We start from the raw sequence: 25564 nt of genomic DNA, 5'->3' as shown, positions 1-25564 counted from the left end.
GACCGGCTGCGTCTGCACGGCTGGCGCTTCGATCCGGACACAGCTCGGCCGCTGCCCCACTGCTATGCGATCTGCGTGCACGGCTACACCGGCGGCCCCGAGGAGATGGCTCCGTGGGCGCAGCACTACGCGACGATGGGGTTCACCGTGTTCACGCCGGCGCTGCGCGCGCACGAACGCAGCGAGGGCCGCTATGTGACGATGGGCGCGCTCGAACGCAAGGACCTCAAGCAGTGGGTCAACCTCATCGTCTCGCACGACCCGCGGGCGCGCATCCTGCTGCACGGCAACTCGATGGGCGCCGCGAGCGCGCTGCTCGCCGGCGCCGACCCGTGCCATGCGCCGAACATCAAGGCGATCGTCTCCGACAGCGCCTTCGTCGGCGCATCGGCGCAGCTCGCGCACAGCATGGCCGACGCGCTGCACGCGCCGCGCGCGCTCGCCCGCCCGTCGGTCGGCGTCGCGGACCTGCTGCTCGGGCGTCTGGCCGACGCCTCGCTCGCCGACGCCGACGTGCTGGACGCCGTGCGGCGGCTGACGGTACCGACGCTGTTCATCCAGGGCGACGCGGACACGATCGTCGACCCGTCGAGCGCGCGCCGGCTCTACGGGGCATGCGCGAGCAACGACTGCGAGCTGCTCGTCGTCGACGGCGCCGGCCACGTCGCCTCGCTCGCCGCCGACCCGGGCCTGTACTGGTCGACGGTCGACGCCTTCCTGCGGGGCGTGGACGCCTTCGGCGCCTGAGCATCGCCGCGCGCCACGCCGTCCGGCGCTGGCGACGACCCGTGCGGCGCTGGCCCCCATCGCCCCCATATGCAAGGAGGCCGCCCCGCGGGGCGGCCTCCTTCGCCATGCGAACGGATACGTCCGGCAATCAGGCGAGCAGCTCCTTGACGGCGGCGATGACGGCCTGCAGGCTCGCCTTCGCGTCGCCGAAGAGCATCTGCGTGTTGTCCTCGAAGTACAGCTCGTTCTCGATGCCGGCGTAGCCCTTGCCGCGGCCGCGCTTCATGACGACGACGTTCTGCGACTTGTCGACGTCGAGGATCGGCATGCCGGACACCGGCGTGCCGGGCTTGCGGGCGGCCGGGTTCGTCACGTCGTTCGCGCCGACGACGAGCGAGACGTTCGCGCTCGGGAACTGCGGGTTGATGTCGTCGAGGTCGATGAGCTCGTCGTACGGCACGTTCGCCTCGGCGAGCAGCACGTTCATATGGCCGGGCATGCGGCCCGCGACCGGGTGGATCGCGTACTCGACCTCGACGCCGTGCTCCTTGAGCAGCTCGCCGAGGTCGGCGAGCTCGCGCTGCGCCTGCGCCTGCGCCAGGCCGAAGCCTGGGACGAAGATGACCTTGTCCGCGTAGACGAGCTGGACGGCCAGATCGTCCGCGGAGGTCTCCCGCATCGTGCCCTCCGGGCCCTCGGCGTCGCCGCCGGCGGCGTTGGAGCCGCCGAAGCCGCCCGCGAGGACGGACATGAGCGGACGGTTCATCGCCTTGGACATGAGCACCGACAGCGTGACGCCCGCCGCGCCGACGAGCGCGCCGGCCACGATGAGCGCGACGTTGTCGATCGCCAGGCCGGACATCGCGACGGCGGTGCCGGTGCAGGCGTTGAGCACCGAGATGACGACCGGCATGTCGGCGCCGCCGATCGGGATGACGAACACGAGGCCGTAGCACAGCGCGAACACCGTCGTCAGGATCGACCACAGCACGCGGTGTTCGGGCTGCACGCACAGCATGACGAACGCGGCGACGGTGAGCGCGATGAACAGGATGTTCCACACGCTCTTGCCCGGCAGGCGCAGCTTCTTGACCCACTTGATGCCCTGCAGCTTGCCGGCCGCGACGAGCGAGCCGGTGAAGGTGACCGAGCCGATCATGACGCCGAGGCCCGCGGTGATGAGCACGACGAGGCTCGGGCTGCCCTCGCCCGCGAGGATGTCGTTGAGCGCGACGAGCGCCGCCGCGCCGCCGCCGACGGTGTTGAACACCGAGACGAGCTGCGGCATGTCGGTCATCTTGACCTTCTTGGCCGAGACGACGCCGGCGACCGCGCCGATGACGATGCCCGCGACGAGCAGGACGAGCGCGGTCTTCGAGAACCCGCCGTCGATGAACAGCTTGATGAACGCCATCGCGACGGCGATGACCATGCCGGCCGCGGACACGAAGTTGCCCTTGCGTGCGGTTTTCGGCGAGTTCATGTAATGCAGTCCCATCACGAAGAGCACCGCGGCGAGCACGTAGACGCACCAGGCGACGACGTCTACGGTGGATGCGGGAATCCAATTATCGTAGATCACTTGTTGTCCCCCTTCTTCGCGTCGGACTTGTCGGACTTGAACATCTCAAGCATGCGGTCGGTGACCACGTAGCCGCCCACGACGTTCATCGTGCCGAGCACGGCCGCGAGGAAGATGAACACGTACGACAGCGTGCTCGTGGCGTGCGCGGCGACGATGACGACGCCGACGATGACGATGCCGTGGATCGAGTTGGCGCCGGACATCAGCGGCGTGTGCAGCGTCGCCGGCACCTTGCCGATGACCTCGATGCCGATGAGCAGCGCGAGGGCGAACAGCGTGAGCGCGATGACGAGATTCGGCATGATGACCTGCATGTCATTCTCCCTTCGTTTCGGTCGCCGGCTTGTTGCCGGCCACGATCATGGCCTGGTCGATCTCGTCGGACGGATCGACGGCGAGCGCGCCGTTCCTGATGAAGTGCACGAGGATGTCGGCGACGTTGCGGCTCAGCAGGTTCGACGCGGTCGTGCTGACCTCGCTCGCCAGATACGGCGCGCCGATGATCGTCACGCCGCCTTCGGTGCGGCGCGTGCCGATCGCCGAGCCCTCGACGTTGCCGCCGAGCTCGCTCGCCGCGCAGTCGACGACGACGGCGCCGCGGTGCAGCCCCTCGACGCCGCGTGCGGTCAGCAGGACCGGGGGCTTGCGTCCCGGGACCTTCGCGGTCGTGATGATGATGTCGAAGCCGGCGGCCTTCTCGTCGACGGCCGCCTGCTGCTGCGCCTGCTCCTCCGCGGTCAGGGCGCGCGCGTAGCCGCCCTCGCCCTGACCCTTGGAGAAGTCGAGGCCGAGCTCGAGGAACTTCGCGCCGAGGGATTCGACCTCGCCGCGCGAGGCGGGACGCACGTCGTAGGCGGTGACGACGGCGCCGAGGCGCTTCGCGGTGCCGATCGCCTGCAGGCCGGCGATGCCGGCGCCGAGGATGAGCACCTTCGCCGGGCGGATCGTGCCGGCCGCCGTCGTCATCATCGGCAGGAAGGAGCCATAGGCGTTCGCCGCGACGAGGGCGGCCTTGTAGCCCATGACGGAGTTCTGCGAGGTCATCTCGTCCATCGACTGCGCGGCGCTCAGCTGGCGCGGCAGTCGTTCGATCGCGACGGCGGTGACGCCGCGCCTGTCGAGCGCCTCGATGTAATCGGCGTCGGTGAACGAGCCGAGCATGCCGATGACCCACGTGCCCGGCTTGATGCGGGCGACGAGCCGGTCATCCGGGCGCTCGACGAAGCCGAGCGCGTCCGCGCGCTCGAGGATCGCGGCGGCGTCGACGATCTGCGCGCCGGCCTTCGTGTAGTCCTCGTCCGTGTAGTCGGAGGCCGCGCCGGCCCCCGATTCGATCAGGCATGCGACGCCTGCCTTGCGCAACCGCGTGACGATGTCCGGCGTCAGCGCGACGCGGGACTCGTGCTCCGACGTCTCGTTGAAGACGCCGAAGGTCACGGTTCCTTCTGGTTGTTCGGCCATGTGAACCCTTTCTATGCATCCCGCCCGTCGCGGGATGGTGAACATACAGCGTTACAGTGTAGCCAATCCGCGCGCCGCCGCACCCATACGTCCATCTTTCGGCCGGGGCGCCCCGTTTTCGCCGTCCGCGCAGCCGCGCGCCGATTGCCGCGCCCGGGACCGATGCTACGCAAGCGTAGGGTGACGTGTCCCCGCGAAACGGCTACACTGCAAGGGAATAGTGTATTTTGCGGGTAAGGAGCAAATCCATGTCCATCTTCAAGTCCGTCAAGGACCGCGCGTCCGATCTCACGCAGCGGGCGCTGCATCTGGGAGGCGACTTCTCGCACCCGATCAGCGATGACGGCGACACGCCCGACTACGTCGATCCCGAGACCCAGCTGCAGCACCACGACTACGAGAACCTCCCCCACGTCGACTTCTGGGGGCCCGACCGCCCGACGACGACCTTCATCGACGCCGACTCCGGCTTCATCACGGCGAGCACCGAGGGCAACGGTCCGCTGCCGGACAACTTCAACGTCTACCGCATCTACGAGGACCGCGCCTCGCGCATGGGCGACGAGCCGCTCTACACCTTCAAGCGCGACGGCCAGTGGATGTCGAAGACGGCCAACGAGACGCTCGCCGACATCCGCGCCGTCGCCAAGGGCCTGATCCACATGGGCTTCAGGAAGGGCGACGGCTGCGCGTTCATGTGCCACACGTCCTACGACTGGGACGTGTTCGACGCCGCCGTGCTCGCCGTCGGCGGCGTGCTCGCGACCGTCTACGACACCGACTCCGCCGAGCAGATCCGCAACATCGTCAACAACTCCGACGCCACGCTCCTCGTCGTCGAGACGAAGGACATGCTCAAGAAGACCGGGCTCGCCAAGCGCGACTGCCCGACGCTGAAGAACGTCATGTGCCTCGAGAACGGCGCGATCGACGAGCTCAAGGCCTACGGCAAGCAGGTGAGCGACCGCCAGCTCGACGAGCGCATCGCGACGGTCGGGCTGCACGACCTGTGCTCGATCGTCTACACCTCGGGCTCCACGTCGGCGCCGAAGGGCGTCGAGATGACCCATGCGCACTACTGCGCGACGGCCACGAACCTGCCCGACTACATGCCCGACCTGCTGCACGACAAGAAGAGCCGGGTGCTGCTGTTCCTGCCGCAGGCGCACTCCTTCGCGCGCGCGATCAACTACATCTGCGTGGCGAGTAACATCCACATCTACATCGCCAACGGCATCAAGACGCTCACCGGCGACCTCAAGGTCGCGCGCCCGCACATCATGATCGTCGTGCCGCGCGTGCTCGAGAAGGTGTACAACGCGGCGTCGCAGAAGGCCGGCAACGGCCCCAAGGGCCGCGTCTTCGCCGCCTCGGTCGTCGCGGCGCAGAAGTACATGCAGGAGATGAGCGAACGCGGCAAGGCGAGCCGTTTCGCCACGATGCGCCGCAACGCCTTCGATCCGCTCGTCTACGCGCAGATCCGCGACGTGCTCGGCGGATGCGCGAAGTGGATCGTCACCGGCGGCGCGCCGCTCGACCCCGAGCTCATGGCCTTCTTCCGCGGCGCCGGCGTGCCGGTCTACGAGGGCTACGGCCTGACCGAGACGACCGCGCCGTGCGCGTTCAACCCGATCGGCGTGCCCTACCATCAGGGTTCGGTCGGCATCCCGTTCCCCGGCTTCGAGCTGCGCATCGGCGACGGCAACGAGATCCAGGTCAAGGGGACCGCCGTGTTCCCGCGCTACCACAAGAATGAGGAGCAGACCGAGTCCTCGTTCACCGACGACGGCTGGTACGCGACCGGCGATCTGGGACGGCTCGACGACGACGGCTTCCTGTACATCATCGGCCGCAAGAAGGACCTCATCATCACGGCGGGCGGCAAGAACGTCTCCCCCGGCCCGATGGAGGAGATCATCCAGCGCTGCCCGATCGTCTCGCAGGCGCTCGTGCTCGGCGACAAGCGCCCGTTCATCTCGGCGCTCGTCACGCTCGACCCCGAGTCGTTGCGCGCATGGCTGTCGTCGAAGGGCCTCGACGAGGACATGACGATGGAGGACGCGGCCGTCAACCCGGCCGTGCGCGCCGAGGTGCAGAAGTGGGTCGATCAGGCCAACGAGGGCGTCTCGCGCGCCGAGTCGGTGCGCAAGTTCATCATCCTGCCCGAGGAGTTCTCGCAGGAGAACGGTCTGATGACCGCGTCGATGAAGGTCATCCGTCCGAAGGTCATCAAGCGCTACACCGATCTGCTCAACACGCAGATGTACACGAAGCGCAATCCCGCCGAGAAGATGCAGTGACGCCATGCGCGCGTCCGGCGGGATGCCCCGGACGCGCAGGCGCATGATGACGGGGAGGCCATCGGGAATCCGTTCCCGATGGCCTCCCCGCATAAGGTTCGGCGCCCCGCGGCCGCGCGCCTTCAGAATCCGAGGCGGTCGAGCTTCTTGGGGTCGGACTGCCAGTTCTTCGCGACCTTGACGTGCATGTCGAGGACCGCCTTGCCGCCGACGATCCTGTTGACGGCGGTGCGCAGCCGCTTCTTGACGCGCACGAGATGCTCGGCCTTGTGCCCGATGATGATCGGCTTCTGCGAGTCGCGTTCGACGTAGATCGAGACGAGCACATGCGTCTTGCCGGCGTAGCCCTCGCCGGTCTCGTTGTCCTGCGGCCGCTCGATCGCGTCGACGACGACGGCGAGCGAATGCGGCAGCTCGTCGTGCAGCTCCTCGAGGAACGCGCCGCGGACGAGCTCGGCGATCTCGTCCGCGGGGCTCTCCTCGGTGATCTGCTCGGCGGGATACATCTGCGGCCCCTCGGGCAGATGCTCGACGAGCACCTTCGTGACCTCGGCGAGATTGTCGTCCTTGAGGGCGCTGACCGGCACGATGTCGGCGAAGTCCGCGAAGCCGTCGATCTCGATGAGCTTGTCGATGAGCTGCGAGCGGTCGAGTGCGTCGATCTTCGTGACGATCGCGATGAGCGGCACCTTCCAGATGAACGTGCCGTCCCCAGACTTCGTCGCGAACTGCGAGCGCAGCCGGCTGAGGATGCGCCGGTCGCCCGGCCCGATCTCCTGGTCCGCCGGCAGCAGGAACGCGATCTCGTCGCTGTCGGCGAGCGATTCGTCGACGACGTCGTTGAGCCGTTGGCCGAGCAGCGTGCGCGGACGGTGGATGCCAGGCGTGTCGACGAGCACCATCTGCGCGCCGTCGAGCGTGAGGACGCCGCGGATCGCCTTGCGCGTCGTCTCCGGCCTCGACGAAGCGATCGCGATCCTCGTGCCGATGAGCGCGTTGATGAGCGTCGACTTGCCGACGTTCGGCCGTCCGACGACGGCCACGAATCCGGAGCGGTACGGCCTCTCCTGCGCCGTCCCGTGCGTTGCGTCCCGTTCACTCATCGTCATGGTCATGCCCCTGCTCCTTGCCGTCGTGCGATGCGTCATCGCCCTGCTGCTGAATCGTACTGCCAGTGTCGTCGCCGCCCTCGACGGAGGCCGGCTCGACGACGATCGTCGAGACCTTCTTGCGGCGTCCCGCCGAGTCGACGGCCGTCAGGCGCAGCCCGTGCGTCGTCGCGCTCGCCCCGACGATCGGCACGCGGCCCAGCAGCTTGGTGAGCAGCCCGTAGACGGTGTCGACGTCGTCCTCGTCGAGGTCGATCTCGAAGATCTCCTCGAGCTCGGTGATCGGCGTGCGCGCCGGCATGCTCCAGGTGCGCTCGCCGATCTTCTTGGGTTCGGCGTGCTGCGTGCGGTCGTGTTCGTCGTCGAGTTCGCCGACGATCTGCTCGATCGCGTCCTCGATCGTGACCATGCCGGCGATGCCGCCGTATTCGTCGACGACGACGGCCACATGGTTGCGCGTGCGCTGCATCTCGTGGAAGAGGTCGTCGACCGGCTTCGACTCGGGCACGTACATCGGCCGGCGCATGATCGACTCGACGTCGCGTGCGCGCGCCGCCGGGTTGAAGGCCGTCGCGCGCACCGCGTCCTTGAGGTAGGCCATGCCGAGCAGGTCGTCGATGTCGGCGCCGATGACCGGCACGCGCGAGAAGCCGGAGCGCGAGCACAGGCACAGGAAGTCCTGCAGCGTGCCGTCGCGCTCGATCGTGATCATGTCGGTGCGCGGCACCATGATCTCGCGGGTGAGCGTGTCGGAGAGCATGAGCACGTTGCGCAGCATGTCGGACACCTCGGGGTCGAAGCGGTTGGTCTCGATGAGCCGGTCCATCGCGGCCTTGCCCTGCTCGTGGTGGATCTTCTCGAGCTCCTCGTCGTCGGAGACCGCGTCGGCGTCACGCTCGCCGCCCGCGGCGCCCCGGCCGCCGCCCGCGATGAACGGCGTGAGCCTGACGCAGGCCGCGGCGAGCGGCGCATGGTCGATGAGGACGGACAGCGGTTTCGCGCTGCCGACGGTACGCGGGCGCATGAGCACGGTGACGCAGGCGATGACGAGCGCGACGACGAGGCCGGCGGCGAGCTGCACCCACATCGCGTAGCCGAGCGTCGCGGCGACGCACGCGACAAGCACGCCGGTGAGCACATTGCCGCAGATGCGGAAGAACGCGCACGAGTTCGACGCGGCGTAGCGGCGCATGACGATGCGCTGCGCCGCCTGCAGGCGCCTGATCTTCTTCTGGCGCGTGAAGTCGGACAGTTCGCCGTCGGACTGCACCTCGATCATCAGGTTGTTGAGGTTGGCGCGCGTGACGCGCGAGATCGCGCTTTCGAGTGCGGCGAGCATCATCGACAGCCATGCGAGCAGCACGGCCGCCACGCACATCGCGACGACGAGCGTGATCGTGAGTTCTTCGGACATCGGTGGTTCCTCCGGAAAAAGCGCCGTGCGGCCTCAGTGGCCGAGCTGTCGGTCGGCGCCGTGGCGCCATTCGTAGATCGCGAGCGCGTCGGCCGCATCGTCGGGCACGAGCGCGATCCACGACGTGCCCGGCCGCAGAGCGAAGAACGTGAGCAGCAGCTGGCGCTGCAGCCCGAACATCTGACGCTCCTGCTCGGGGGTGGCGTGGTCGTAGCCGAGCAGATGCAGGATGCCGTGGATCGTCAGCAGCAGCATCTCCTCCATCGTGCTGTGCCCGGCCGCGGCGGCCTGCTGTGCGGCGACCCACGGGCAGATGACGATGTCGCCGAGGCATCCTTCGCTCGGCGCGCCGTCGTCGCCGGGGCGCAGCTCGTCCATCGGGAAGCTCATGACGTCGGTCGGGCCCTGCAGGTTCATCCAGCGCTCATGCAGCTCGGCGATCGGCTCGGGGTCGACGAACAGGATCGCCAGATCCGACTGCGTGCTCACGCGCATCTGGTCCATGACCCATACGCCGAGGTCGGCGAAGACCTTCGGATCAATGATCCATTCGGTCTCGTTGTTCACTTCAACGCTCATCGGTCGCGTCCTTCCTCTTGCCCCCGCGCCGCGTCCTTCGCCGCGCGCGCCTCGTCGTAGCGTTCGTAGGCGGCCACGATCCTGCCGACGAGCTCATGGCGCACGACGTCGCCGGAGCCGAGATGCGCGAAGGCGACGCCGTCGATGCCGCGCAGCACGCGCTCGATCGAGACGAGCCCGGAGCGCGGCGCGGCCAGATCGACCTGCGTGACGTCGCCGGTGACGACCATCGTCGTGTTGAACCCGAGCCTCGTGAGGAACATCTTCATCTGCTGCGCCGTCGTGTTCTGCGCCTCGTCGAGGATGACGAAGGCGTCGTTGAGCGTACGGCCGCGCATGTAAGCGAGCGGGGCGACCTCGATCGCGCCCTCCTCGATGAGCCGGTGCATGCGTTCGGGCCCGAGCATGTCGGACAGCGCGTCGTAGAGCGGCCTGAGGTAGGGATCGACCTTCTCGTTGAGCGTGCCGGGCAGGAACCCGAGGTTCTCGCCGGCCTCGACGGCCGGGCGCGTCAGGATGATGCGGCGCACACGGCCGTCCTCGAAGGCACTCACGGCCTTCGCGACGGCGAGGTAGGTCTTGCCGGTGCCGGCCGGCCCGATGCCGAAGGTGATCGTGTTCGCCTCGATGGCGTTGACGTAGGCGACCTGGCCCGCCGTCTTCGGACGCACCGGCACGCCGTTGGCCCAGGCGATCGTCCCCGGGACGCTGGGCTTGCGGTATTCGGCGCGCGCCCCGCGCCCGTCGGCGCGCCTGCGCGCCCGGATCCTGCGGATCTCGTCGGTCTGCGTGCCGTGGCCCGGCGCCTCGTCACGCACGTCGTTGGACAGCACGCGCTGGTCGAGCATGCGCCGCAACGTCGGCGCGTCCATCGGACGCCCGTAGGCGGCGTCGACGATCAGGTGCAGCAGGTCCTCGGCCTCGGCGGCCTGCGCCTCCCCCGCTTTCGACGTCGAGCGGATCGTCACCCGGTCGCCCCGGATGTGGATCGTGATCTCGCCGAAGGCGCGCTCGAGCTCGCGGATGACCTCGTCGTAGGGTCCGAAGACACGCACCGGGTCGAGCTGTTCCGGAACGGTCACCGTTCGTGTTGTAGTCGCCACCACACCTCTCTCCGACGGCGCGCGGCGCGCGCCCGTCCATGGTAAGGGAAAACAGATTAGATCACGGGCGCCCCCCGTGCGCCGTCATGCGCCCGGGGCGCCGGCCCCCTATTCGTCGAGCGGCTCGCCGGTGAGCACGTGCGCATGCACGTGGAAGACCGTCTGCCCGGCGCTGGCGCCGGTGTTGAAGATGAGGCGGTACGAGCCGTCGTACTCCTGGTCGGCGATGCGCTGCGCGACCTCGACGATGTGCGCGAGCAGCTGCGCGTCGGCGCGGGCGAGCTCGTCGACGTCGCGGTAGTGTTCGCGCGGCACGACGAGCGCGTGCACCTTCGCCTTGGGGTTGATGTCCCGGAACGCGTAGACGCTCGCGTCCTCGTACACCTTCTCGCTGGGGATGTCGCAGTTCACGATCTTGCAGAACAGGCAGTCCGGCTCACTCATCGTCTTCCTCTCGTCGTTACGGGATGCGCGCCCGGCCTTGGCGGCCGGCGCCTCCCATCGTATTGCCGCACCGGGATAAACAGCATGGCCGGCGTCCCTATTCCTGCATTTCCCGCATGGCCCGACCCTCAGTTGAAGCGCCCCAGCTCGCGCGACAGCAGGCTGAGCGCGACCGGCCCGGCCGTGGAGGCGCGCAGGATGTTCCGTCCGAGCACGCAGACCTCGGCGCCCGCGTCCCTGAGCGATGCGGCCTCGACGTCGGAGATGCCGCCCTCGGGGCCGACGACGACGTGGATCGTGCGCGGTTCGCCGTCGCCGAGGCTGCGTTCGAGCACGCCGCGCACGCGCCCCTCCGCCTCCTCCCAGCTGAGCGTGGCGTCCTGATGGAGCACGACGACGAGGTCCCCCCGCACGCATGCGCGCCGGCAGAGCGCGACGAGCTGTTTGTCGCTCAGGCAGCCGTGCAGTTCGGGCGTCGTGGCGCGTCGCGACTGCTCGGTGGCGGCCGCGAGCGTGGCGCGCCATCGGCGGTCGGTGCGTCCGTCCTTCCACCGCGCGATCGCGCGCTCCGACTGCCATGGGTAGACATCGTCGACGCCGATCTGCGTGGCCGCGTCGATCGCCTGCTCGTCGTGCCCGTTCTTGGCGAGGGCCTGGATGAGCGCGAGCCGGACGAGCGGCGGCTCCTCCTTGACGAACGATTCGACGCACACGTCCCCGCTGCGTTCGTCGACGACGGTCGCGTTGATGCGCAGCCCATGCCCGTCGGATATCTGCAGTTCGTCGCCCACGGTCAGGCGCATCGACCCGAACGCATGCCTGCGCACGCCCTCGGGCAGCGTCATGATCCAGCCGGTGCGGCCCGACGCGATCTGCTCGGACGCCATCGGGGCGTCGTCATGGCCGGAATCTACGAGAAACAAAGGGATTGTCATGGATCCTAGGCTACCCGAGACGAGCGCGACACGCCGAAGTTGCGCACGTCGCGCAGTTGCCCTATAGTTTTCAACTGTTGCCGCTGAGAACACAGCACAGTGATCAGCACAGCGACCCGGGTCCGGGTGGCGGAATGGTAGACGCGCTAGCTTGAGGTGCTAGTGCCTATTTATACAGGCGTGCGGGTTCAAGTCCCGCTCCGGACACGACCAAGACCGGTGGTTCTCGTCGAGAATCGCCGGTCTTTTCGTTTTCATCCATCCATCTTCGGCCCCGCTCCCCCGCGGACGCGACGGCCAGCCGGGAGGTCCAGCGTTGCGGTTCATCCATCTTGGGTCGGTCGACGACCCACGCGTCGAGGCGTACACGAATCTGACGGAGCTGCAGCTGCGCAACCGTCTCGAACCGGAGAAGGGCGTCTTCATCGCCGAATCCCCGAAGGTCATCACGCGGGCGCTCGCCGCCGGGCGCGAACCGATATCGCTGCTCGTCGAGGAGCCGTGGATCGACGGTATGGCGGACACCTTCGCCACGATCGACGCGCGGTGGGGGGACGACGTCCCCGTCTACGTAGCCTCCCCCGAGCAGCTCAGACGTCTCACCGGCTACCGGCTGCACCGCGGAGCGCTCGCGGCGATGCGCCGTTGGCCGCTGCCGTCGGTCGGGCAGGTCTGCGCGGGCGCGACGCGCGTCGCCGTCCTCGAGAACATCGTCGACCACACGAACGTCGGCGCGATCATGCGTTCGGCGGCGGCGCTCGACGTCGACGCCGTCCTCGTGACGCCGTCGTGCGCCGACCCGCTGTACCGGCGCGCCGTGAGGGTCTCGATGGGCACCGTCTTCCAGGTGCCGTGGACGCGCATCGGGGGCGACGACGTCCGCTACTGGCCGTGGAAAGGGCTCGAGGAGCTCCATGGCCTGGGCTTCACGACGGCGGCGATGGCGCTCAGCGATGATTCGATCTCGCTCGACGACCTCGTGGGCCGCCTCGGACCCGCCGCCCCCGCCGACGAGCGCATCGACCGCCTCGCACTGATCTTCGGCACCGAGGGCGACGGCCTGTCGCGGCATACGATCGCCAACGCCGACCTGACCGTCAGGATCCCGATGGGCCACGACGTCGATTCGCTCAACGTGGCCGCCTCGAGCGCCGTCGCCTTCTACGCGACGCGCGACGCGCGCCGTCGTTGAGGCGCGCGTCGCGCGTGGATCGGGGACGGGGGTCGGCGCCTCAGTACCGCGGCATCGCGTCGAGGTTGAAGCCGAGCGCGGCGAGCTGCTCGCGGCCCTCTGGCGTGATCTTGTCGACGGTCCAGCGCGGGGTCCACGTCCAGTCGATGCGGAACTCCTCGACGAGGCCGGCGAGCGTGCTCGCGCATTCGTCCTCGATGAGGTCGGTCAGCGGGCACGCCGGCGTCGTCAGCGTCATCGTGATGATCGCGCGGCCGAGTTCGTCGATCTCGATGCCGTAGACGAGGCCGAGGTCGATGACGTCGATGCCGAGCTCCGGGTCGATGACCTGATGGAGCGCCTCCATGACGTCCTGCGCCGTCGCGCGGCCGATCTCGTCGACGCCCTTGAGCGTGATGCCGTCGTCGTCACGGCAGCCGCAGTCCTCGCCGCCATGGCCGCCGCAGCAGCCGTCGCCCTTGGCCGCGCCGTGCGCCGCCTCGGCGGCCGGATTCACGTCCTTCGCCAGCGACGGGTTCGCGATGATCGCCTGTGCCGTCGCCTCGTCGCCGACGACGCCGCTGACCGCGTCGAGGATCGTCGCCTGCGGTCCGGGCACCAGATTGTCGCTCATCTTCTTGTCCTTCCTGGAAAACAGTTGCAAAGTCGTCCATGCGTCCTGAGCCGGACCCCGTGCCGGGTTCCGCTCAGGACGCTCTGCGCTGCGCCGCGAGCGCCTTGGCCATCGAGTCCTTGAGGCCCTCCCAGCCGAGCAGCGCGCATTTGATGCGCATCGGGTACTTCGAGACGCCTTGGAACACGGTCGCGTCGCCGAGTTCGTCCATCGCCTCCTCGTCGTCGAGCCCCGCGCCGCGCGAGGACATCAGCGCGTGGAAGCCGTCGAACAGGTGCATCGCCTCGTCGACGGTGCGCCCGCGCACGAGGTCGACCATGATCGACAGGCTCGCCTGCGAGATCGAGCATCCCTGGCCGTCCCAGACGATGTCCTCGATGCGGTGCGGCTCGTCGCGGCCCACCTCCACATGGACCGTGACCTCGTCGCCGCAGGTCGGGTTGAACTGGTGCGAACGCGCCGCCGAGCACGCCTCGTGCGGCGCCGCGACCGTCGCCTCGCCGTCGGTCGTCCCGGCGTCGTCGGCCGGCACGACGCCCTTGCCGTGCGGATGGCGGGATGCGTCGAGGATGACCTCCTGATACATCTGTTCGAGTTCGTCGGTGCCGTTGTCGGCCATCGTGCCTTCCTTTCCTGTGCGCTCGGCGGGGCCGCCGCCCCTACCGGGCCAACAGCTCGTGCGTCGCATTATTCCCTTGTGCGCCTCCCCGCTCAGCGCAGGAAGAACGGCCGCACGCCCTTGACCGCCTCGATGAGCGCGCGCGCCTCGTCGGGGGTGTTGTAGACGCCGGCCGACGCGCGGTTCGACGCGAAGACGCCGAAATGCCGGTGGATCGGCTGCGCGCAGTGGTGCCCGACGCGGATCGCGATGCCCGCCGCGTCGAGGTACTGCCCGACGTCATGCGGATGCACGCCGTCGACCTCGAAGGCGACGGTGCCGATGCGGCCCTCGGACGTCCGCGGCCCGAGGATGCGCACGCCGTCGACCTGCCCGAGCCCGAGCAACTCGTCGGTGATCTCCCGTTCATGCGCGGCGATGCGCTCCATGCCGACGCCCATCATCCAGTCGGCGGCGACGCCGGCGGCGACGACCTGGGCGACCGGCTGCGTGCCCGCCTCGAATCGCGCCGGCGGATCCATATAGAGCGCCGGCCTGTCCATGTAGGCGAGCTCGACCATCGAGCCGCCGAAGCGCGCCGGGGGCAGCGCCTCGAGCAGCTCCCTCCGGCCGTACAGGAAGCCGACGCCGGTCGGTCCGTACATCTTGTGCGCGCTGAACGCGGCGAAGTCGACGTCGAGCGCGTGGAAGTCGACCGGGATGTGCGGCACCGACTGGCAGGCGTCGAGGACGAAGAGCGCGCCGACCTCGTGCGCGCGGCGCACGATCGGCGCGATGTCGGTGATCGCGCCGGTGACGTTGCCGATGTGCGTGACCGCGACGATGCGCGTGCGCTCGCCGATCGTCTCGGGCGCGAGGTCGGCCATGACGCGGCCGTCCTCGTCGACCTCGAGCCATCTGAGCGCCGCGCCGGTGCGCGCGGCGAGCTCCTGGAACGGCAGCAGGACCGAATGGTGTTCGGCGCGCGAGACGACGATCTCATCGCCCGGCTTCAATGCGAAGCGCTCGGCCCCCGGGCCTCCGCGGCCGAGCGAGGCGTTGCCGATCGCCGTGGCGAGCAGGTTGAGCGCGTCGGTCGCACCCATCGTCACGACGAGCTCCTCCCCGCCCTCCTGGCTCGAGGCGCCGACGAGCCGGGCGACCTTGGCGCGCGCCTGCTCGAAGGCGACGGTCGAACGCGCCGCGAGCGTGTGCGCGCCGCGGTGCACGCCGGCGTTGATCGTCTCGTAGAACCCGGATTCCGCGTCGATGACGCATTGTGGCTTCTGCGCGGTCGCGCCGCTGTCGAGGTAGACGAGCGGATGGCCGTTGATCCGCTGGCCGAGGATCGGGAATTGCGAGCGTATCGTCTCGATGTCCGTCATCCGGTTCCCACTCCCCCTCAGGCGAGGGCCGACTCGGAGTCGGAGCCCTCGGGCAGGTATTCGTCGTAGCCGCGCTCCTCGAGTTCGTCGGCGAGCTCCGGGCCGCCGGTCTTCACGAAGTGGCCGTCGGCGAAGACGTGGACGATGTCGGGTTTGATGTACTTGAGGATGCGCGTGTAGTGCGTCACCATCAGGATGCCGAAGTCGTCGGCCTCCTTGGCCCGGTTGACGCCTTCGGAGACGATGCGCAGGGCGTCGACGTCGAGGCCCGAGTCGGTCTCGTCGAGGATCGCGAACTTCGGCTTGAGCAGTTCGAGCTGGAGCACCTCGGCGCGCTTCTTCTCGCCGCCGGAGAAGCCCTCGTTGACCGAACGCGTCGCGAACTTCGGATCCATCTTGAGGCGCTTCATCGCCTCGGTGAGCTCCTTCGTCCAGGTGCGGATCGCCGGCGCCCTGCCGTCGATCTCGGTCTTCGCGGTGCGCAGGAAGTTCGTCATCGACACGCCCGGCACCTCGACCGGGTACTGCATCGCGAGGAACAGGCCGGCCTTCGCGCGCTCGTCGGGGGTCATCGTCAGGATGTCCTCGCCGTCGAGCAGCACCTGGCCGGAGTCGACCTCGTACTTGGGATGGCCGGCGAGCGTATAGGCGAGCGTCGACTTGCCCGAGCCGTTGGGCCCCATGATCGCGTGCGTCTCACCGGAGTTGACGGTCAGGTTGACGCCGCGCAGGATCTGCTTGCGGCCCTCCTTCGTCTCGACCGATGCGTACAGGTCCTTGATTTCGAGCGTGGACATTACTTCTCCTCCAATGCGTGTTGCGTGTCCTCGTCTTCGCCGCGCGCCAGACGGCGGTCGATCGCGTCCATCAGATGGGACGCGAGTTCGTCGATGCCGATCTCCTCGACGAGTTCGCCGAAGAAGCCGCGCACGACGAGCTTGCGCGCCTGGCGCTCCGGGATGCCGCGCGAGCGCAGGTAGAACAGCTCCTCGTCGTCGAAGCGTCCGACCGAGCTGGCGTGGCCCGCGCCGATGATGTTGCCGTTCTCGATCTCGAGGTTCGGCTCGGAGTCGGCGACCGCGCCCGGCGTGAGCACGAGGTTGCGGTTGAGCTCGTAGGAGTCGGTGCCCGGCGCCGTCGGCTCGATGAGCGCGTTGCCGACCCATGTCGAATGCGCGCCCTCGCCGCTGAGCGCGCCCTTGTAGACGACGCGCGAGCGGCATTCGGGGTGGTTGTGCACGACCATCGTGCGGTGCTCGATGTGCTCGCCGGGGTCGGCGAAGTAGATGCCGAGCATGTTGAGGTCGCCGTGCTCGCCGCCGAAGTCCTGGTCCATGCGGATGCGCACGAAGGCGCCGCCGAGCGTGACGACCGAGTGGCGCAGCGAGGATTCGGCGCCCAGATGGATGCGGTGGTTCGCCACGTGCTTCGAATCGGCGCCCCATTCCTGGATGAAGGTCGTGCCGATGTGCGCGTCGCGGCCGGTAACGATCTCGACGCCTTCGGCCAGCCGCGCGTCGCCGTCGTGCTCGACGACGACGTCGCCGTGCACCTGGTCGCGCGCGACGATGACGAGGTGCAGCGCATCGGGGTCGAGGCCCGCGCCATGCACCCGCACGAGCACGGGCCGTGCCGGTTCGCGTTTGAGCTCGACGACCCATGCGCCCTTCGCGCTGTTCCATTCGACGGCCGCCGCGCGGTCGGACGGCTTGCCGACGGTGCCGCAAGGCGCCTCGCCGATCGCGACCTCGCGCACGTCCACGTCGTCGCCGTCGATCGGCGAGCCGTCGATGTAGCCCACCGAGATGCGCGTGGCGCCGCTCGGCTCGAAGGGTTCGAAGAACTCGGGGATGCGGTCGACCGGCGTGAAGCGCCAGTCGTCCTGCCTGCGCGTCGGCGTGGCGAAGTCGGCCACGTCGAAGGAGCGCGGGCTCGTGTCGGCGCTCGACGGCATCGCCGCCGGCACCGCGTACGGATCGTCGGGATCCGCCACCGGGATGTTGATTTCCGCGTTGTCCACCATCGGTCAGCCCACCGATCCTTCCATCTGCAGTTCGACGAGCCTGTTGAGCTCGAGCGCGTATTCCATCGGCAGCTCGCGGCTGATCGGCTCGACGAAGCCGCGCACGATCATCGCCATCGCCTCCTTCTCCTCGATGCCGCGGCTCATCAGGTAGAAGAGCTGGTCCTCGGAGACCTTCGAGACGGTCGCCTCGTGCGCCATCGAGACGTCGTCCTCGCGCACGTCGACGTGGGGATAGGTGTCGGAGCGCGAGAAGTCGTCGACGAGCAGCGCGTCGCACACGACGTTCGAGCTGGCGCCCTCGGCGCCGTCGACGATCTTGACGAGGCCGCGGTAGGCGGAGCGGCCGCCGCCACGCGAGATCGACTTCGCGACGATCGTCGAGCTCGTGTGCGGCGCCAGATGGATCATCTTCGCGCCGGTGTCCTGATACTGGCCGGCACCGGCGAAGCCGAGCGACATCGTCGAGGCGTTCGCGTACGGCTCGGCGAGGATGCACGCCGGGTACTTCATCGTCGCCTTCGAGCCGATGTTGCCGTCGACCCATTCCATCGTCGCGCCCTCGCGCACGTAGGCGCGCTGCGTGACGAGGTTGTAGACGTTGTTCGACCAGTTCTGCACCGTCGTGTAGCGCACGCGCGCGTTCTTCTCGACGATGATCTCGACGATGGCCGCGTGCAGCGAGTCGGTCGAGTAGATCGGCGCCGTGCAGCCCTCCACGTAATGCACGTAGGAGCCCTCGTCGGCGATGATGAGCGTGCGTTCGAACTGGCCCATGTTCGGCGTGTTGATGCGGAAGTAGGCCTGCAGCGGGATGTCGACGTGCACGCCCTTGGGCACGTAGACGAACGAGCCTCCGGACCATGCGGCCGTGTTGAGCGCGCCGAACTTGTTGTCCTCGGGCGGCACGACGGTGCCGAAATACTTGCGCACGAGGTCGGGGTACTCGCGCACGGCCGTGTCGGTGTCCACGAAGATGACGCCCTGCCTGGCCAGATCCTCCTGGATCGAGTTGTAGATGACCTCGGACTCGTACTGGGCGGCGACGCCGGAGACGAGGCGGCTCTTCTCGGCCTCGGGGATGCCGAGGCGGTCGTAGGTCTCTCGGATGTCGTCGGGCAGGTCCTCCCAGCGCGCCGCCTGCTTGCCGACGGGTTTGACGTAGTACTTGAAGTCCTGCGCGTGGAAGCCGGACAGGTCGACGCCCCACTTGGGCATCGGCTGTTCGACGAAGGCCTTGTAGCCGCGCAGGCGCATGTCGAGCATCCATCCGGGTTCGTGCTTGTCCGCCGAGATCTCGCGCACGACCTGCTCGTCGATGCCCTTCCTCGCCGCCTCGCCGGCCTCGTCGGAATCGTGCCAGCCGTACGAGTACTCGCCGAACTGACCGATGATCTCGTCATCCTGTCTTATCTTGTCCTCGTTGACGCGGCCGCGATCAGCCAGATACTGATTCATCTCCACGTCGGACGCTGCGTTGGGCATCTGATCGTCTGCCACAGGTCGCCGCCTCTCGTTTTCTTGGTTGTTCCGCATTACATGGTAACGGACGGCGTATGGACACGCCAGAGCGTTTCACTTCCGCACTCCGCCGCGCCGGCGCCGGAACGGCGGCAGGCCGGGCCCCGTGCGGGTCCCGGCCTGCGATGTGCGTTGGGTCACATGGGGCGGCGGCTCACTGCTGCACGTGCACGGTGACCCCGTGGTCGGGGCCCTGCACGGCGAAGTCGTAGAACCATTCGGCCGCGTCCCATCCGATGCCCACGCACCCGTGCGAGGTGTTCGCCCCCATCGCGGCGATCTGCGCATCGGAGTACGGCGTTTCGGTGGCGATGCGGTGGATCGCGCATCCGGTCTTCGAGAAGTAGTTGACGAAGCCGACGTCGGGCGCGTCCCAGGTCTCCTTCGTGCCGTCAGAGAGCGTGAGCGTGCCGCTCATGTGCTGCGACGGGTACTTGAGCCAGACCTCGAAGTCGCCCAGCGGCGTGCACAGGTCTCCGCTCGGCTGGCACGCCCCGGTGGCGTAGTCGTTGCCCTGCCCCGCGGACATGTTGAAGGCCTTGACCTGTTTGCCGTTCTCGTAGGCGTAGACCTTGTGGTCGCTTAGGTCGACGACGACATGGCGCTTCGTCTTCTTGACGGCCATCGGATCGACCTCGCCGTCCACCTTCACGTCGCCGTCGCCGGCGGCGAAGGCCTCGGCGGCCCGCTCGCCGACCTTCGCGTCGGCGCCGTCCTTGATCCGGACGCCATCGTGGCCCTCCTTGAGGACGACGACGTCCTCGTCGTTGTTGTTGACGATGACCTCGCGGTCCTCCTTCGTCGTCGCGTAGTGCGGCTTGATGTCCTCGTCGTAGTGGCTCTGGAGCTTGGCGGCGTCGAAGACGACGACGCCGGAGCGCGTCTCGCCGTCCTTGAGCGTCGACTCCTCGTTCGGCTCGATGCGCGAGGCGTCGAGCAGCGCCGCCGGGGAGAAGGTCGCGACCTTCTCGTCGCCGACCGCGATGCCGGCCTTGGCGTCGATGAGCTTGTTGAGCGCGTCCCTCGCCTGGTCGGCGGTCGCGTCGGCGACGTTCGGCTCGATCGTGTCCATCGTCAGCGCCACCGTCTTCGCGCCGCGCGAGCCGAGCGACTCGATCGCGGCGACGGCCTCGTCGGCGACGGCCTTCGCGTCGGCGCCGGAGCCGTTCGCGCCGGGCACCGTCTCGACGTGCGCGCCGTCCTCGGTGACCTTGAGTGTGGCGTCGACCGGCTTCACGCTGTTCGTGCCGAGTTTGGCGTCGAGCACCGTCGGATCGGTCTCGGGTGTGATCGCCGGCGCGACGTCGCTGTGCTCCCACGGCAGATAGCGCGTCCAGAAGGGGCCGGAGCGCTTGGCGTCGACGGCCTGCTTCGCGATCATGTCCGCGTCGACGTCGATGCCGAGGTCGGCCGCGTCGATCTGCGCCTGTGCGCCCTCATAGGTGACGGGGACGCGCACGGCGGCGACCTGGTCGTCGATCATGCGCGCGATCTGCTGCTCGCTCCTGCCGGCCACCGGCTGCCCCCACAGCGTCGTGCCCGGCAGCGCGCGGTCCTGGAAATAGGCGTAGGTGCCCCCGCACGCCGCGGCGACGAGCACGGCGACGCCGAGCGCGACCCACGGCCATACGCGGCGCCGGGGACGTCCCTGCGGCGCCTGCTGCGCGATCGACAGCTCGTCGACCGGCGGCGCCGTCGGTCGTCCGTGATCCGCGCGGAAGCCGTCGCCGTCCGCGCCCATGCCATGGTTTCCATTGGAAAAAGACATAGAGTTCCTTGCACGAAAATACGATGATTCGCTTTGATACTAGGGGATGGCCGTGAACATGACGAGCCCCGCGGCCGAATGATGACAAAACATCCACGTTCGGCCGTCCGCCCCCGCATGTCCCCGCATGCGGGGGCGGACGGCCGGGATCCTGCGCGCCCCGGGATGTCGGGGGCGCGCAGGGATGCGCTCAGCGCTGCGCCTGATGGTCCAGCGCGGCCTTGACGAGCCCCGCGAACAGCGGATGCGGCTTCGTCGGGCGCGACTTGAACTCTGGATGGGCCTGCGTGGCCACGTAGAACGGATGCACATCCTGCGGCAGCTCGACGAACTCGGTCAGCTCGCCGTCCGGGCTCTGGCCCGAGATGACGAGGCCTCCCTCGCGCAACCGGTCCTTGTACGCGACGTTGACCTCGTAGCGGTGGCGGTGGCGCTCGGTGACGTGCGTCGTGCCGTACAGGCGCGCGACGAGCGAGTCCTCGAGCAGATCGGCCGGGTAGGAGCCCAGACGCATCGTGTGGCCCATGTCGCCGTTGCCGGCGACGATGTCCTTCTGCTCCTCCATCGTCGCGATGACCGGGTTCGGGCACTCCGGGTCGAATTCGGTCGAGCCGGCGTCCTCGATGCCGAGCACGTCGCGCGCGTATTCGATGACCATCGACTGCAGGCCGAGGCACAGGCCGAGCACCGGCAGCTTGTGCTCACGCGCGTAGCGCAGCGCGCCGATCTTGCCGTCGATGCCGCGGATGCCGAAGCCGCCGGGGATGACGATGCCGTCCATCTGGTCGAGCGCCGCGGCGGCGCCCTCCTCGGTCTCGCAACGGTCGGCCGCGACCCACTTGACGTTGACCTTCGCCCAGTTGGCGAAGCCGCCGGCCTTGATGGCCTCGGTCACCGACAGGTAGGCGTCCGGCAGATCGATGTACTTGCCGACGATCGCGATGCTGACCTCGTGCTTGGGATGGTGCACGCGCTCGAGCAGGTCCTCCCACTCGTCCCAGTCGACATCGTGGAACGGCAGCCCCAGCTCGCGCACGACGTAGGTGTCGAGGCCCTCGTCGAAGAGCACCTTCGGCACGTCGTAGATGCTCGCGGCGTCCACGCAGTTGACGACGCCCTCGGAGTCGACGTCGCACATCAGCGAGATCTTGTCCTTGATGCCCTGGTTGAGCGGACGGTCGCTCCTGAGCACGAGCGCGTCGGGCGTGATGCCGAGCTGGCGCAGCATCATGACCGAATGCTGCGTCGGCTTCGTCTTGAGCTCATGGGCGGCGGCGATGTACGGCACGAGCGAGACGTGGATGAACATGCAGTTCTCCGGCCCCAGTTCGCGGCGCACCTCGCGCGCGGCCTCGAGGAAGGGCTGCGATTCGATGTCGCCGACGGTGCCGCCGATCTCGGTGATGATGACGTCAACGTCGTCCGAGGCCTGCGCGCGCATGCGCGACTTGATCTCGTTGGTGATGTGCGGGATGACCTGCACGCACTGGCCGAGGTACTCGCCGGCGCGCTCCTTGCGCAGCACCTCCTGGTAGATCTGGCCGGTCGTGACGTTCGCCTTCTGGGAAAGGAAGACGTCGAGGAAACGCTCGTAGTGTCCGATGTCGAGATCGGTCTCGGCGCCGTCCTCGGTCACGTAGACCTCGCCGTGCTGGAACGGGTTCATCGTGCCCGGGTCGACGTTGATGTAGGGGTCGAGTTTCTGCTGGAGGACGCGGATGCCGCGGCTGCGCAGCAGACGTCCGAGGGAGGATGCGGTCAGGCCCTTGCCGAGGGAGGATACGACGCCTCCGGTGACGAAGATGTGCTTGGTGACGTGTTCCTGAGCATTGCCATGTTGTCTTCTTGCCATGGGTCTTCATGGTATCGCTGCGCCGTGACATGGACCGGCGGCGCGCGGAGCCTCCTCCCCCGCCGCGCGCCGCCTCACCGGCCCTCGATGATCAGTTCGCTCGCCACGCCGTTGAGCTCGACGACGTTCGGCGCGTCCTCGTCCACATGCACGCCGGAGCCGACGATCGTGCGCGTGCGCAGCCCGTGCGTCAGCACGGCGATCGTGGAGCCCTTGGGCACCGTGATGCGCGATGTCGCCGACAGCTGGTTGACGTCGACGCGGCCGTCGAGCGTCAGGCAGTCGATCTCCATGTCGAGGTTGCAGTTGACCTCCACATGGCCGTGCACGTCGTCGAGCGTCAGCCGCTGCGTGCGCACGTCGAGCTCGAGGCCGTCGCAGGTCAGTCCCTGCACCTGCGCCTCGAAGGCCTTCGCCGCGCATTCCATCGTCGTGACGTAACGCTGCGGGATCCACAGCACGACGGAGACGTCGTCCTTCGCGAGCGTCTCGCTGATGCCGGCGCCGCGCCGCACGACGACGTCGATGCGCTTCGCGCGGTCGTCGATGGCGACCTTGAAGTGCCGCGCGAGCTCGGCGACGGTGTTCGACACGACGCGCACGCGCAGCTGCTCGCCGTCGTAGCCGCGGATCGTGCACCCGTAGAGCGAGCCGCAGTCGACGTCGAAGTGCTTGGCCTGGTCGACGTCGTAGCTGGTGACGCTCTCGTAGCGGTAGTCGGCGCCGCCGCGGTCCGCGGCCTCGGCGACGCCGAGCAGCGCGTCGACGCTGACGGCGAACACATCGGCGAGCGCGATGAGGTTCTCGATCTCGGGGCGTCCGGCGCCGCTCTCCCATTTCGAGATCGCCTGCCGCGAGACGCCGACGCGGCCGGCGAGCTGCTCCTGGGAGAGTCCCGACTGCCTGCGCAGATCCTTGAGTCTGGTCGTGAATTCCATCATGTGTCGCTCCGTGTTCCTTAGGTGTTGTCAGCCGTACGGTTGCCTCCCGTCACATAACGCGGGACGTGCCGCCGCCCTATGCGAATGCCATTGTGGGTGTGCCGCATCGCTGGATCCACGGTAAGGCACCGGCGTCGCTGTGCGCCAGCAACAGACGCCGACGCGGCGCAGTACGCACGCAACGATGCGTTGCATCGGCGTCGTTTCTCTGATTGCACGACGGCGAATGATGACGAACGACGACACACGACGGCGTGGGCGAGATGTCAATGACGCGATGTGACTGTCGCTACCGCAACGTCACCACTGTGGCGTCGAGGGGTCGACGGCGCGGTTTGCGGACGGATGCGTCGTCTTCGTCGCGCCGGCGTACAGCGCGACGGCAGAGGTCGGCGCGAGCATCACCTGCACCTTGCCATTGCGCACCCTCACCGTCCTCGAGCAGTCCTCGACCGCGTAGACGTCGCAGTACTCGCCGTCGGGCATCGTCGTCGAGAACTCGTGCGCGGCCTCCTTCGTCCCGTTGTTGAACGCGACGAAGCCCCTGTCGCCGCGCGAGAACGCGAGCAGCGACGAGTCCGGCTCCTGCAGGTCGGTCACCTTCGTGCCGTGCACGTAGTTGTGGAACGCGATCATGCCGCGCGTCGGCGTCCAGCGCTGCTGGCAGTTCCAGTCGCCGCCGGCGGCCGCGCAGGCCTCGTCGAAGTCGACGGCCGGCACCGACGTGTCGGTCGCGCCGGGCGCGCCGGCGTCGCGGTCGGCGAAGCGGTAGTCGGACAGCAGACGCGGCGTGCCGTAGTCGTAGGAGAGCAGGAACGCGTTGGCGAGCGGATACAGCGCGCCGTCCTTGTAGGTGATCGCCTGGCCGGGGTTGCGCGCCGTGTCCCAGTTCGTCACGAACACGTTCGCGTCCTTCGACGGGATCGCGAACTTGTTGCGGCCGGCGTCGCCGAGTCGCTCGCCGACGTCGGCGAGCGACGAGACGTCGCCGCGCAGCGCCGAGTTCAGGTTGGACGTGTACGCGAACTGCGTGACGGTGCCGGTGCCGAAGTAGTTGCGCGGCTGGATGCCGGAGGCCTCCGCCGCGTTGCCGATGACCTCCTGGATCCAGAAGATGTCGTCGGGGTCCTTACCGACCTTCTCGGCCATCCGCTGCTTGATGGCCTGCATGTCCTCGGCGCTGATGTGCTTGACGGCGTCCATGCGGAAGCCCTTGACGCCCATGTCATAGAGCCTCTTGAGGTAGTCGGACTGGATGTCGCGCACCTTCTCGCTCGACGTGTCGAAGTCCCACATGCCGCTCAGCCGGCCCTCCTGCACCTCCTGCTGGTCCATGTACCCGTTGATGCTCGCGCCGTCGGCGTAGTCGTGGAAGTCCTTCGCATCCACGCCGTCGGGGTATGCGCCATCGGCGGTGAATGCCGGGTACGCGCCGGTGGACGGGTCGTACCTCGAACCGGCGATGCCCTCCCTCCATCCGCCCTGGTCCGCGGCCGCCGCGCCGGTCGTCTGGTTGAGCACGACGTCGGCGATGATGCCGACGCCCGCCGCGTCGCAGGTCTCGATCATGTCCTGGAACTCGGCTTCGGTGCCGAGCTTCGAATCGAGCCTGTAGCTGACCGGCTGGTAGCTCGTCCACCACTGCGTGCCCTGGATCGATTCCTGCGGCGGCGAGACCTCGACGTACGCGACCCCTTCGGGGCCGTAGGTGCTCGCGCATTCCTTCGCGATCGACGTCCACGGCTGTTGGAATGCGACGACCTCGACGTCGGTGCGCTTCGGCGTCTCGGCGCTGCCGGTGTCCTTCGCGCCGCACGCCGGCAGCGCCGCCATGACGAACCCCGCGCATCCGAGCGCGGCCAATGTCCTCATCCACGTCCCGCGGCGTCGCGGCATGCATTGTCCCGTCATCGTCTCCCTCTCCCTGATCCATCCGGTTCATTGGCGCTTCCTCGCGTGCATGCGTCCTCGTCGGGCGCATACGCGACCACTCTACCGCGTCCGCGCCCTGA

The 25564-nt window shown here is 68.3% G+C and carries 22 protein-coding genes and 1 tRNA gene; 4 read left to right on the top strand and 19 right to left on the bottom strand.

The genetic code is table 11. The annotated features are described in order from the left end of the window. Positions 1-747: alpha/beta hydrolase (locus B1400_RS07605; RefSeq protein WP_095613815.1), on the top strand; the 747-nt coding region annotated here is incomplete at its 5' end. 130 nt (positions 748-877) lie between these two features. On the opposite strand, the gene B1400_RS07600 is transcribed toward B1400_RS07605, so the two are convergent. Genes B1400_RS07600 through B1400_RS07590 form a run of 3 tightly spaced genes read right to left on the bottom strand, consistent with a single transcriptional unit; the run spans position 878 to position 3775 of the window. Beyond that, positions 878-2308: an NAD(P)(+) transhydrogenase (Re/Si-specific) subunit beta gene (locus B1400_RS07600; protein ID WP_407641083.1), complete on the bottom strand. Its 1431-nt coding sequence runs from the start codon at positions 2306-2308 to the stop codon at positions 878-880. Next, entirely contained in the window at positions 2308-2616 is a 309-nt protein-coding gene (locus B1400_RS07595; protein WP_095613818.1) for an NAD(P) transhydrogenase subunit alpha, read from the bottom strand. Before B1400_RS07595 ends, B1400_RS07600 begins: the two co-directional genes overlap by 1 nt. Positions 2617-2629: 13 nt before the next feature. Continuing rightward, complete coding sequence (locus tag B1400_RS07590) at positions 2630-3775, bottom strand: NAD(P) transhydrogenase subunit alpha (RefSeq protein WP_095613814.1); 1146 nt, start codon at positions 3773-3775, stop codon at positions 2630-2632. A 248-nt stretch (positions 3776-4023) separates the two neighbouring features. Here B1400_RS07590 and B1400_RS07585 point away from each other — a divergent pair, with 248 nt between their 5' ends. Beyond that, positions 4024-6075 carry an AMP-dependent synthetase/ligase gene (locus B1400_RS07585; RefSeq protein ID WP_095613813.1) on the top strand — a complete coding sequence of 684 codons (2052 nt, stop codon included), beginning with the start codon at positions 4024-4026 and terminating at the stop codon, positions 6073-6075. Between the two features lie 122 nt (positions 6076-6197). Here B1400_RS07585 and era read toward each other — a convergent pair whose 3' ends face one another. The 6 genes from era to B1400_RS07555 form a co-directional block, all read right to left on the bottom strand. Beyond that, positions 6198-7184 carry a GTPase Era gene (gene era / locus B1400_RS07580; RefSeq protein WP_162288198.1) on the bottom strand — a complete coding sequence of 329 codons (987 nt, stop codon included), beginning with the start codon at positions 7182-7184 and terminating at the stop codon, positions 6198-6200. Further along, the gene (locus B1400_RS07575) at positions 7171-8598 is read right to left on the bottom strand and encodes a hemolysin family protein (protein WP_095613811.1); all 1428 of its coding nucleotides are present in this window, start codon (positions 8596-8598) and stop codon (positions 7171-7173) included. Before B1400_RS07575 ends, era begins: the two co-directional genes overlap by 14 nt. Positions 8599-8631: 33 nt before the next feature. Then, a complete protein-coding gene (ybeY, locus tag B1400_RS07570) occupies positions 8632-9177 on the bottom strand; it encodes an rRNA maturation RNase YbeY (protein ID WP_095613810.1) in 546 nt (181 codons plus the stop codon). Next, positions 9174-10280 (bottom strand): PhoH family protein, encoded by a 1107-nt coding sequence (locus tag B1400_RS07565; protein WP_095613817.1) that lies wholly within the window; start codon positions 10278-10280, stop codon positions 9174-9176. Before B1400_RS07565 ends, ybeY begins: the two co-directional genes overlap by 4 nt. A gap of 108 nt (positions 10281-10388) precedes the next feature. Then, positions 10389-10724 carry a histidine triad nucleotide-binding protein gene (locus B1400_RS07560; protein ID WP_095613809.1) on the bottom strand — a complete coding sequence of 112 codons (336 nt, stop codon included), beginning with the start codon at positions 10722-10724 and terminating at the stop codon, positions 10389-10391. Positions 10725-10852: 128 nt separating this feature from the next. After that, positions 10853-11659, bottom strand: a complete 807-nt coding sequence (locus B1400_RS07555; RefSeq protein ID WP_095613808.1) for a 16S rRNA (uracil(1498)-N(3))-methyltransferase — start codon at positions 11657-11659, stop codon at positions 10853-10855. Between the two features lie 120 nt (positions 11660-11779). On the opposite strand from B1400_RS07555, the gene B1400_RS07550 reads away from it, so the two are divergent. Both B1400_RS07550 and B1400_RS07545 read left to right on the top strand, forming a co-directional pair. Next, positions 11780-11866, top strand: a tRNA-Leu gene (locus B1400_RS07550). Between the two features lie 109 nt (positions 11867-11975). Next, on the top strand, positions 11976-12851 hold the full coding sequence (locus tag B1400_RS07545; protein WP_095613807.1) for a TrmH family RNA methyltransferase: 876 nt from the start codon (positions 11976-11978) through the stop codon (positions 12849-12851). Positions 12852-12891: 40 nt separating this feature from the next. Here the strand turns inward: B1400_RS07545 and B1400_RS07540 are convergent, their stop codons facing one another. The 10 genes from B1400_RS07540 to B1400_RS07495 form a co-directional block, all read right to left on the bottom strand. Continuing rightward, positions 12892-13464 carry a metal-sulfur cluster assembly factor gene (locus B1400_RS07540; RefSeq protein ID WP_095613806.1) on the bottom strand — a complete coding sequence of 191 codons (573 nt, stop codon included), beginning with the start codon at positions 13462-13464 and terminating at the stop codon, positions 12892-12894. Between the two features lie 73 nt (positions 13465-13537). Continuing rightward, positions 13538-14083: a Fe-S cluster assembly sulfur transfer protein SufU gene (sufU, locus tag B1400_RS07535; RefSeq protein ID WP_095613805.1), complete on the bottom strand. Its 546-nt coding sequence runs from the start codon at positions 14081-14083 to the stop codon at positions 13538-13540. Positions 14084-14175: 92 nt separating this feature from the next. Further along, entirely contained in the window at positions 14176-15447 is a 1272-nt protein-coding gene (locus B1400_RS07530) for a SufS family cysteine desulfurase (protein ID WP_095613804.1), read from the bottom strand. A gap of 17 nt (positions 15448-15464) precedes the next feature. Continuing rightward, a complete protein-coding gene (sufC, locus tag B1400_RS07525; protein ID WP_095613803.1) occupies positions 15465-16244 on the bottom strand; it encodes a Fe-S cluster assembly ATPase SufC in 780 nt (259 codons plus the stop codon). Beyond that, positions 16244-17470 (bottom strand): Fe-S cluster assembly protein SufD, encoded by a 1227-nt coding sequence (gene sufD / locus B1400_RS07520; protein WP_095613802.1) that lies wholly within the window; start codon positions 17468-17470, stop codon positions 16244-16246. The genes sufC and sufD overlap by 1 nt, the downstream gene beginning before the upstream one ends. Positions 17471-17473: 3 nt before the next feature. After that, positions 17474-18955 (bottom strand): Fe-S cluster assembly protein SufB, encoded by a 1482-nt coding sequence (sufB, locus tag B1400_RS07515; protein WP_201260207.1) that lies wholly within the window; start codon positions 18953-18955, stop codon positions 17474-17476. A gap of 190 nt (positions 18956-19145) precedes the next feature. Continuing rightward, positions 19146-20759 carry a L,D-transpeptidase family protein gene (locus B1400_RS07510; protein ID WP_095613800.1) on the bottom strand — a complete coding sequence of 538 codons (1614 nt, stop codon included), beginning with the start codon at positions 20757-20759 and terminating at the stop codon, positions 19146-19148. 190 nt (positions 20760-20949) lie between these two features. Beyond that, positions 20950-22611, bottom strand: a complete 1662-nt coding sequence (locus B1400_RS07505; protein WP_095613799.1) for a CTP synthase — start codon at positions 22609-22611, stop codon at positions 20950-20952. 74 nt (positions 22612-22685) lie between these two features. Beyond that, positions 22686-23552, bottom strand: a complete 867-nt coding sequence (locus B1400_RS07500; protein ID WP_095613798.1) for a helix-turn-helix domain-containing protein — start codon at positions 23550-23552, stop codon at positions 22686-22688. A 300-nt stretch (positions 23553-23852) separates the two neighbouring features. Further along, entirely contained in the window at positions 23853-25463 is a 1611-nt protein-coding gene (locus B1400_RS07495; RefSeq protein WP_327078506.1) for an alpha-amylase, read from the bottom strand. Positions 25464-25564: the final 101 nt, after the last annotated feature.

Source organism: Bifidobacterium italicum, from assembly GCF_002286915.1.
Taxonomy (GTDB): Bacteria; Actinomycetota; Actinomycetes; order Actinomycetales; family Bifidobacteriaceae; genus Bifidobacterium; species Bifidobacterium italicum.
Note: the sequence above shows the minus strand (reverse complement) of the source record. Positions and strands in the feature narration are given on the sequence as shown.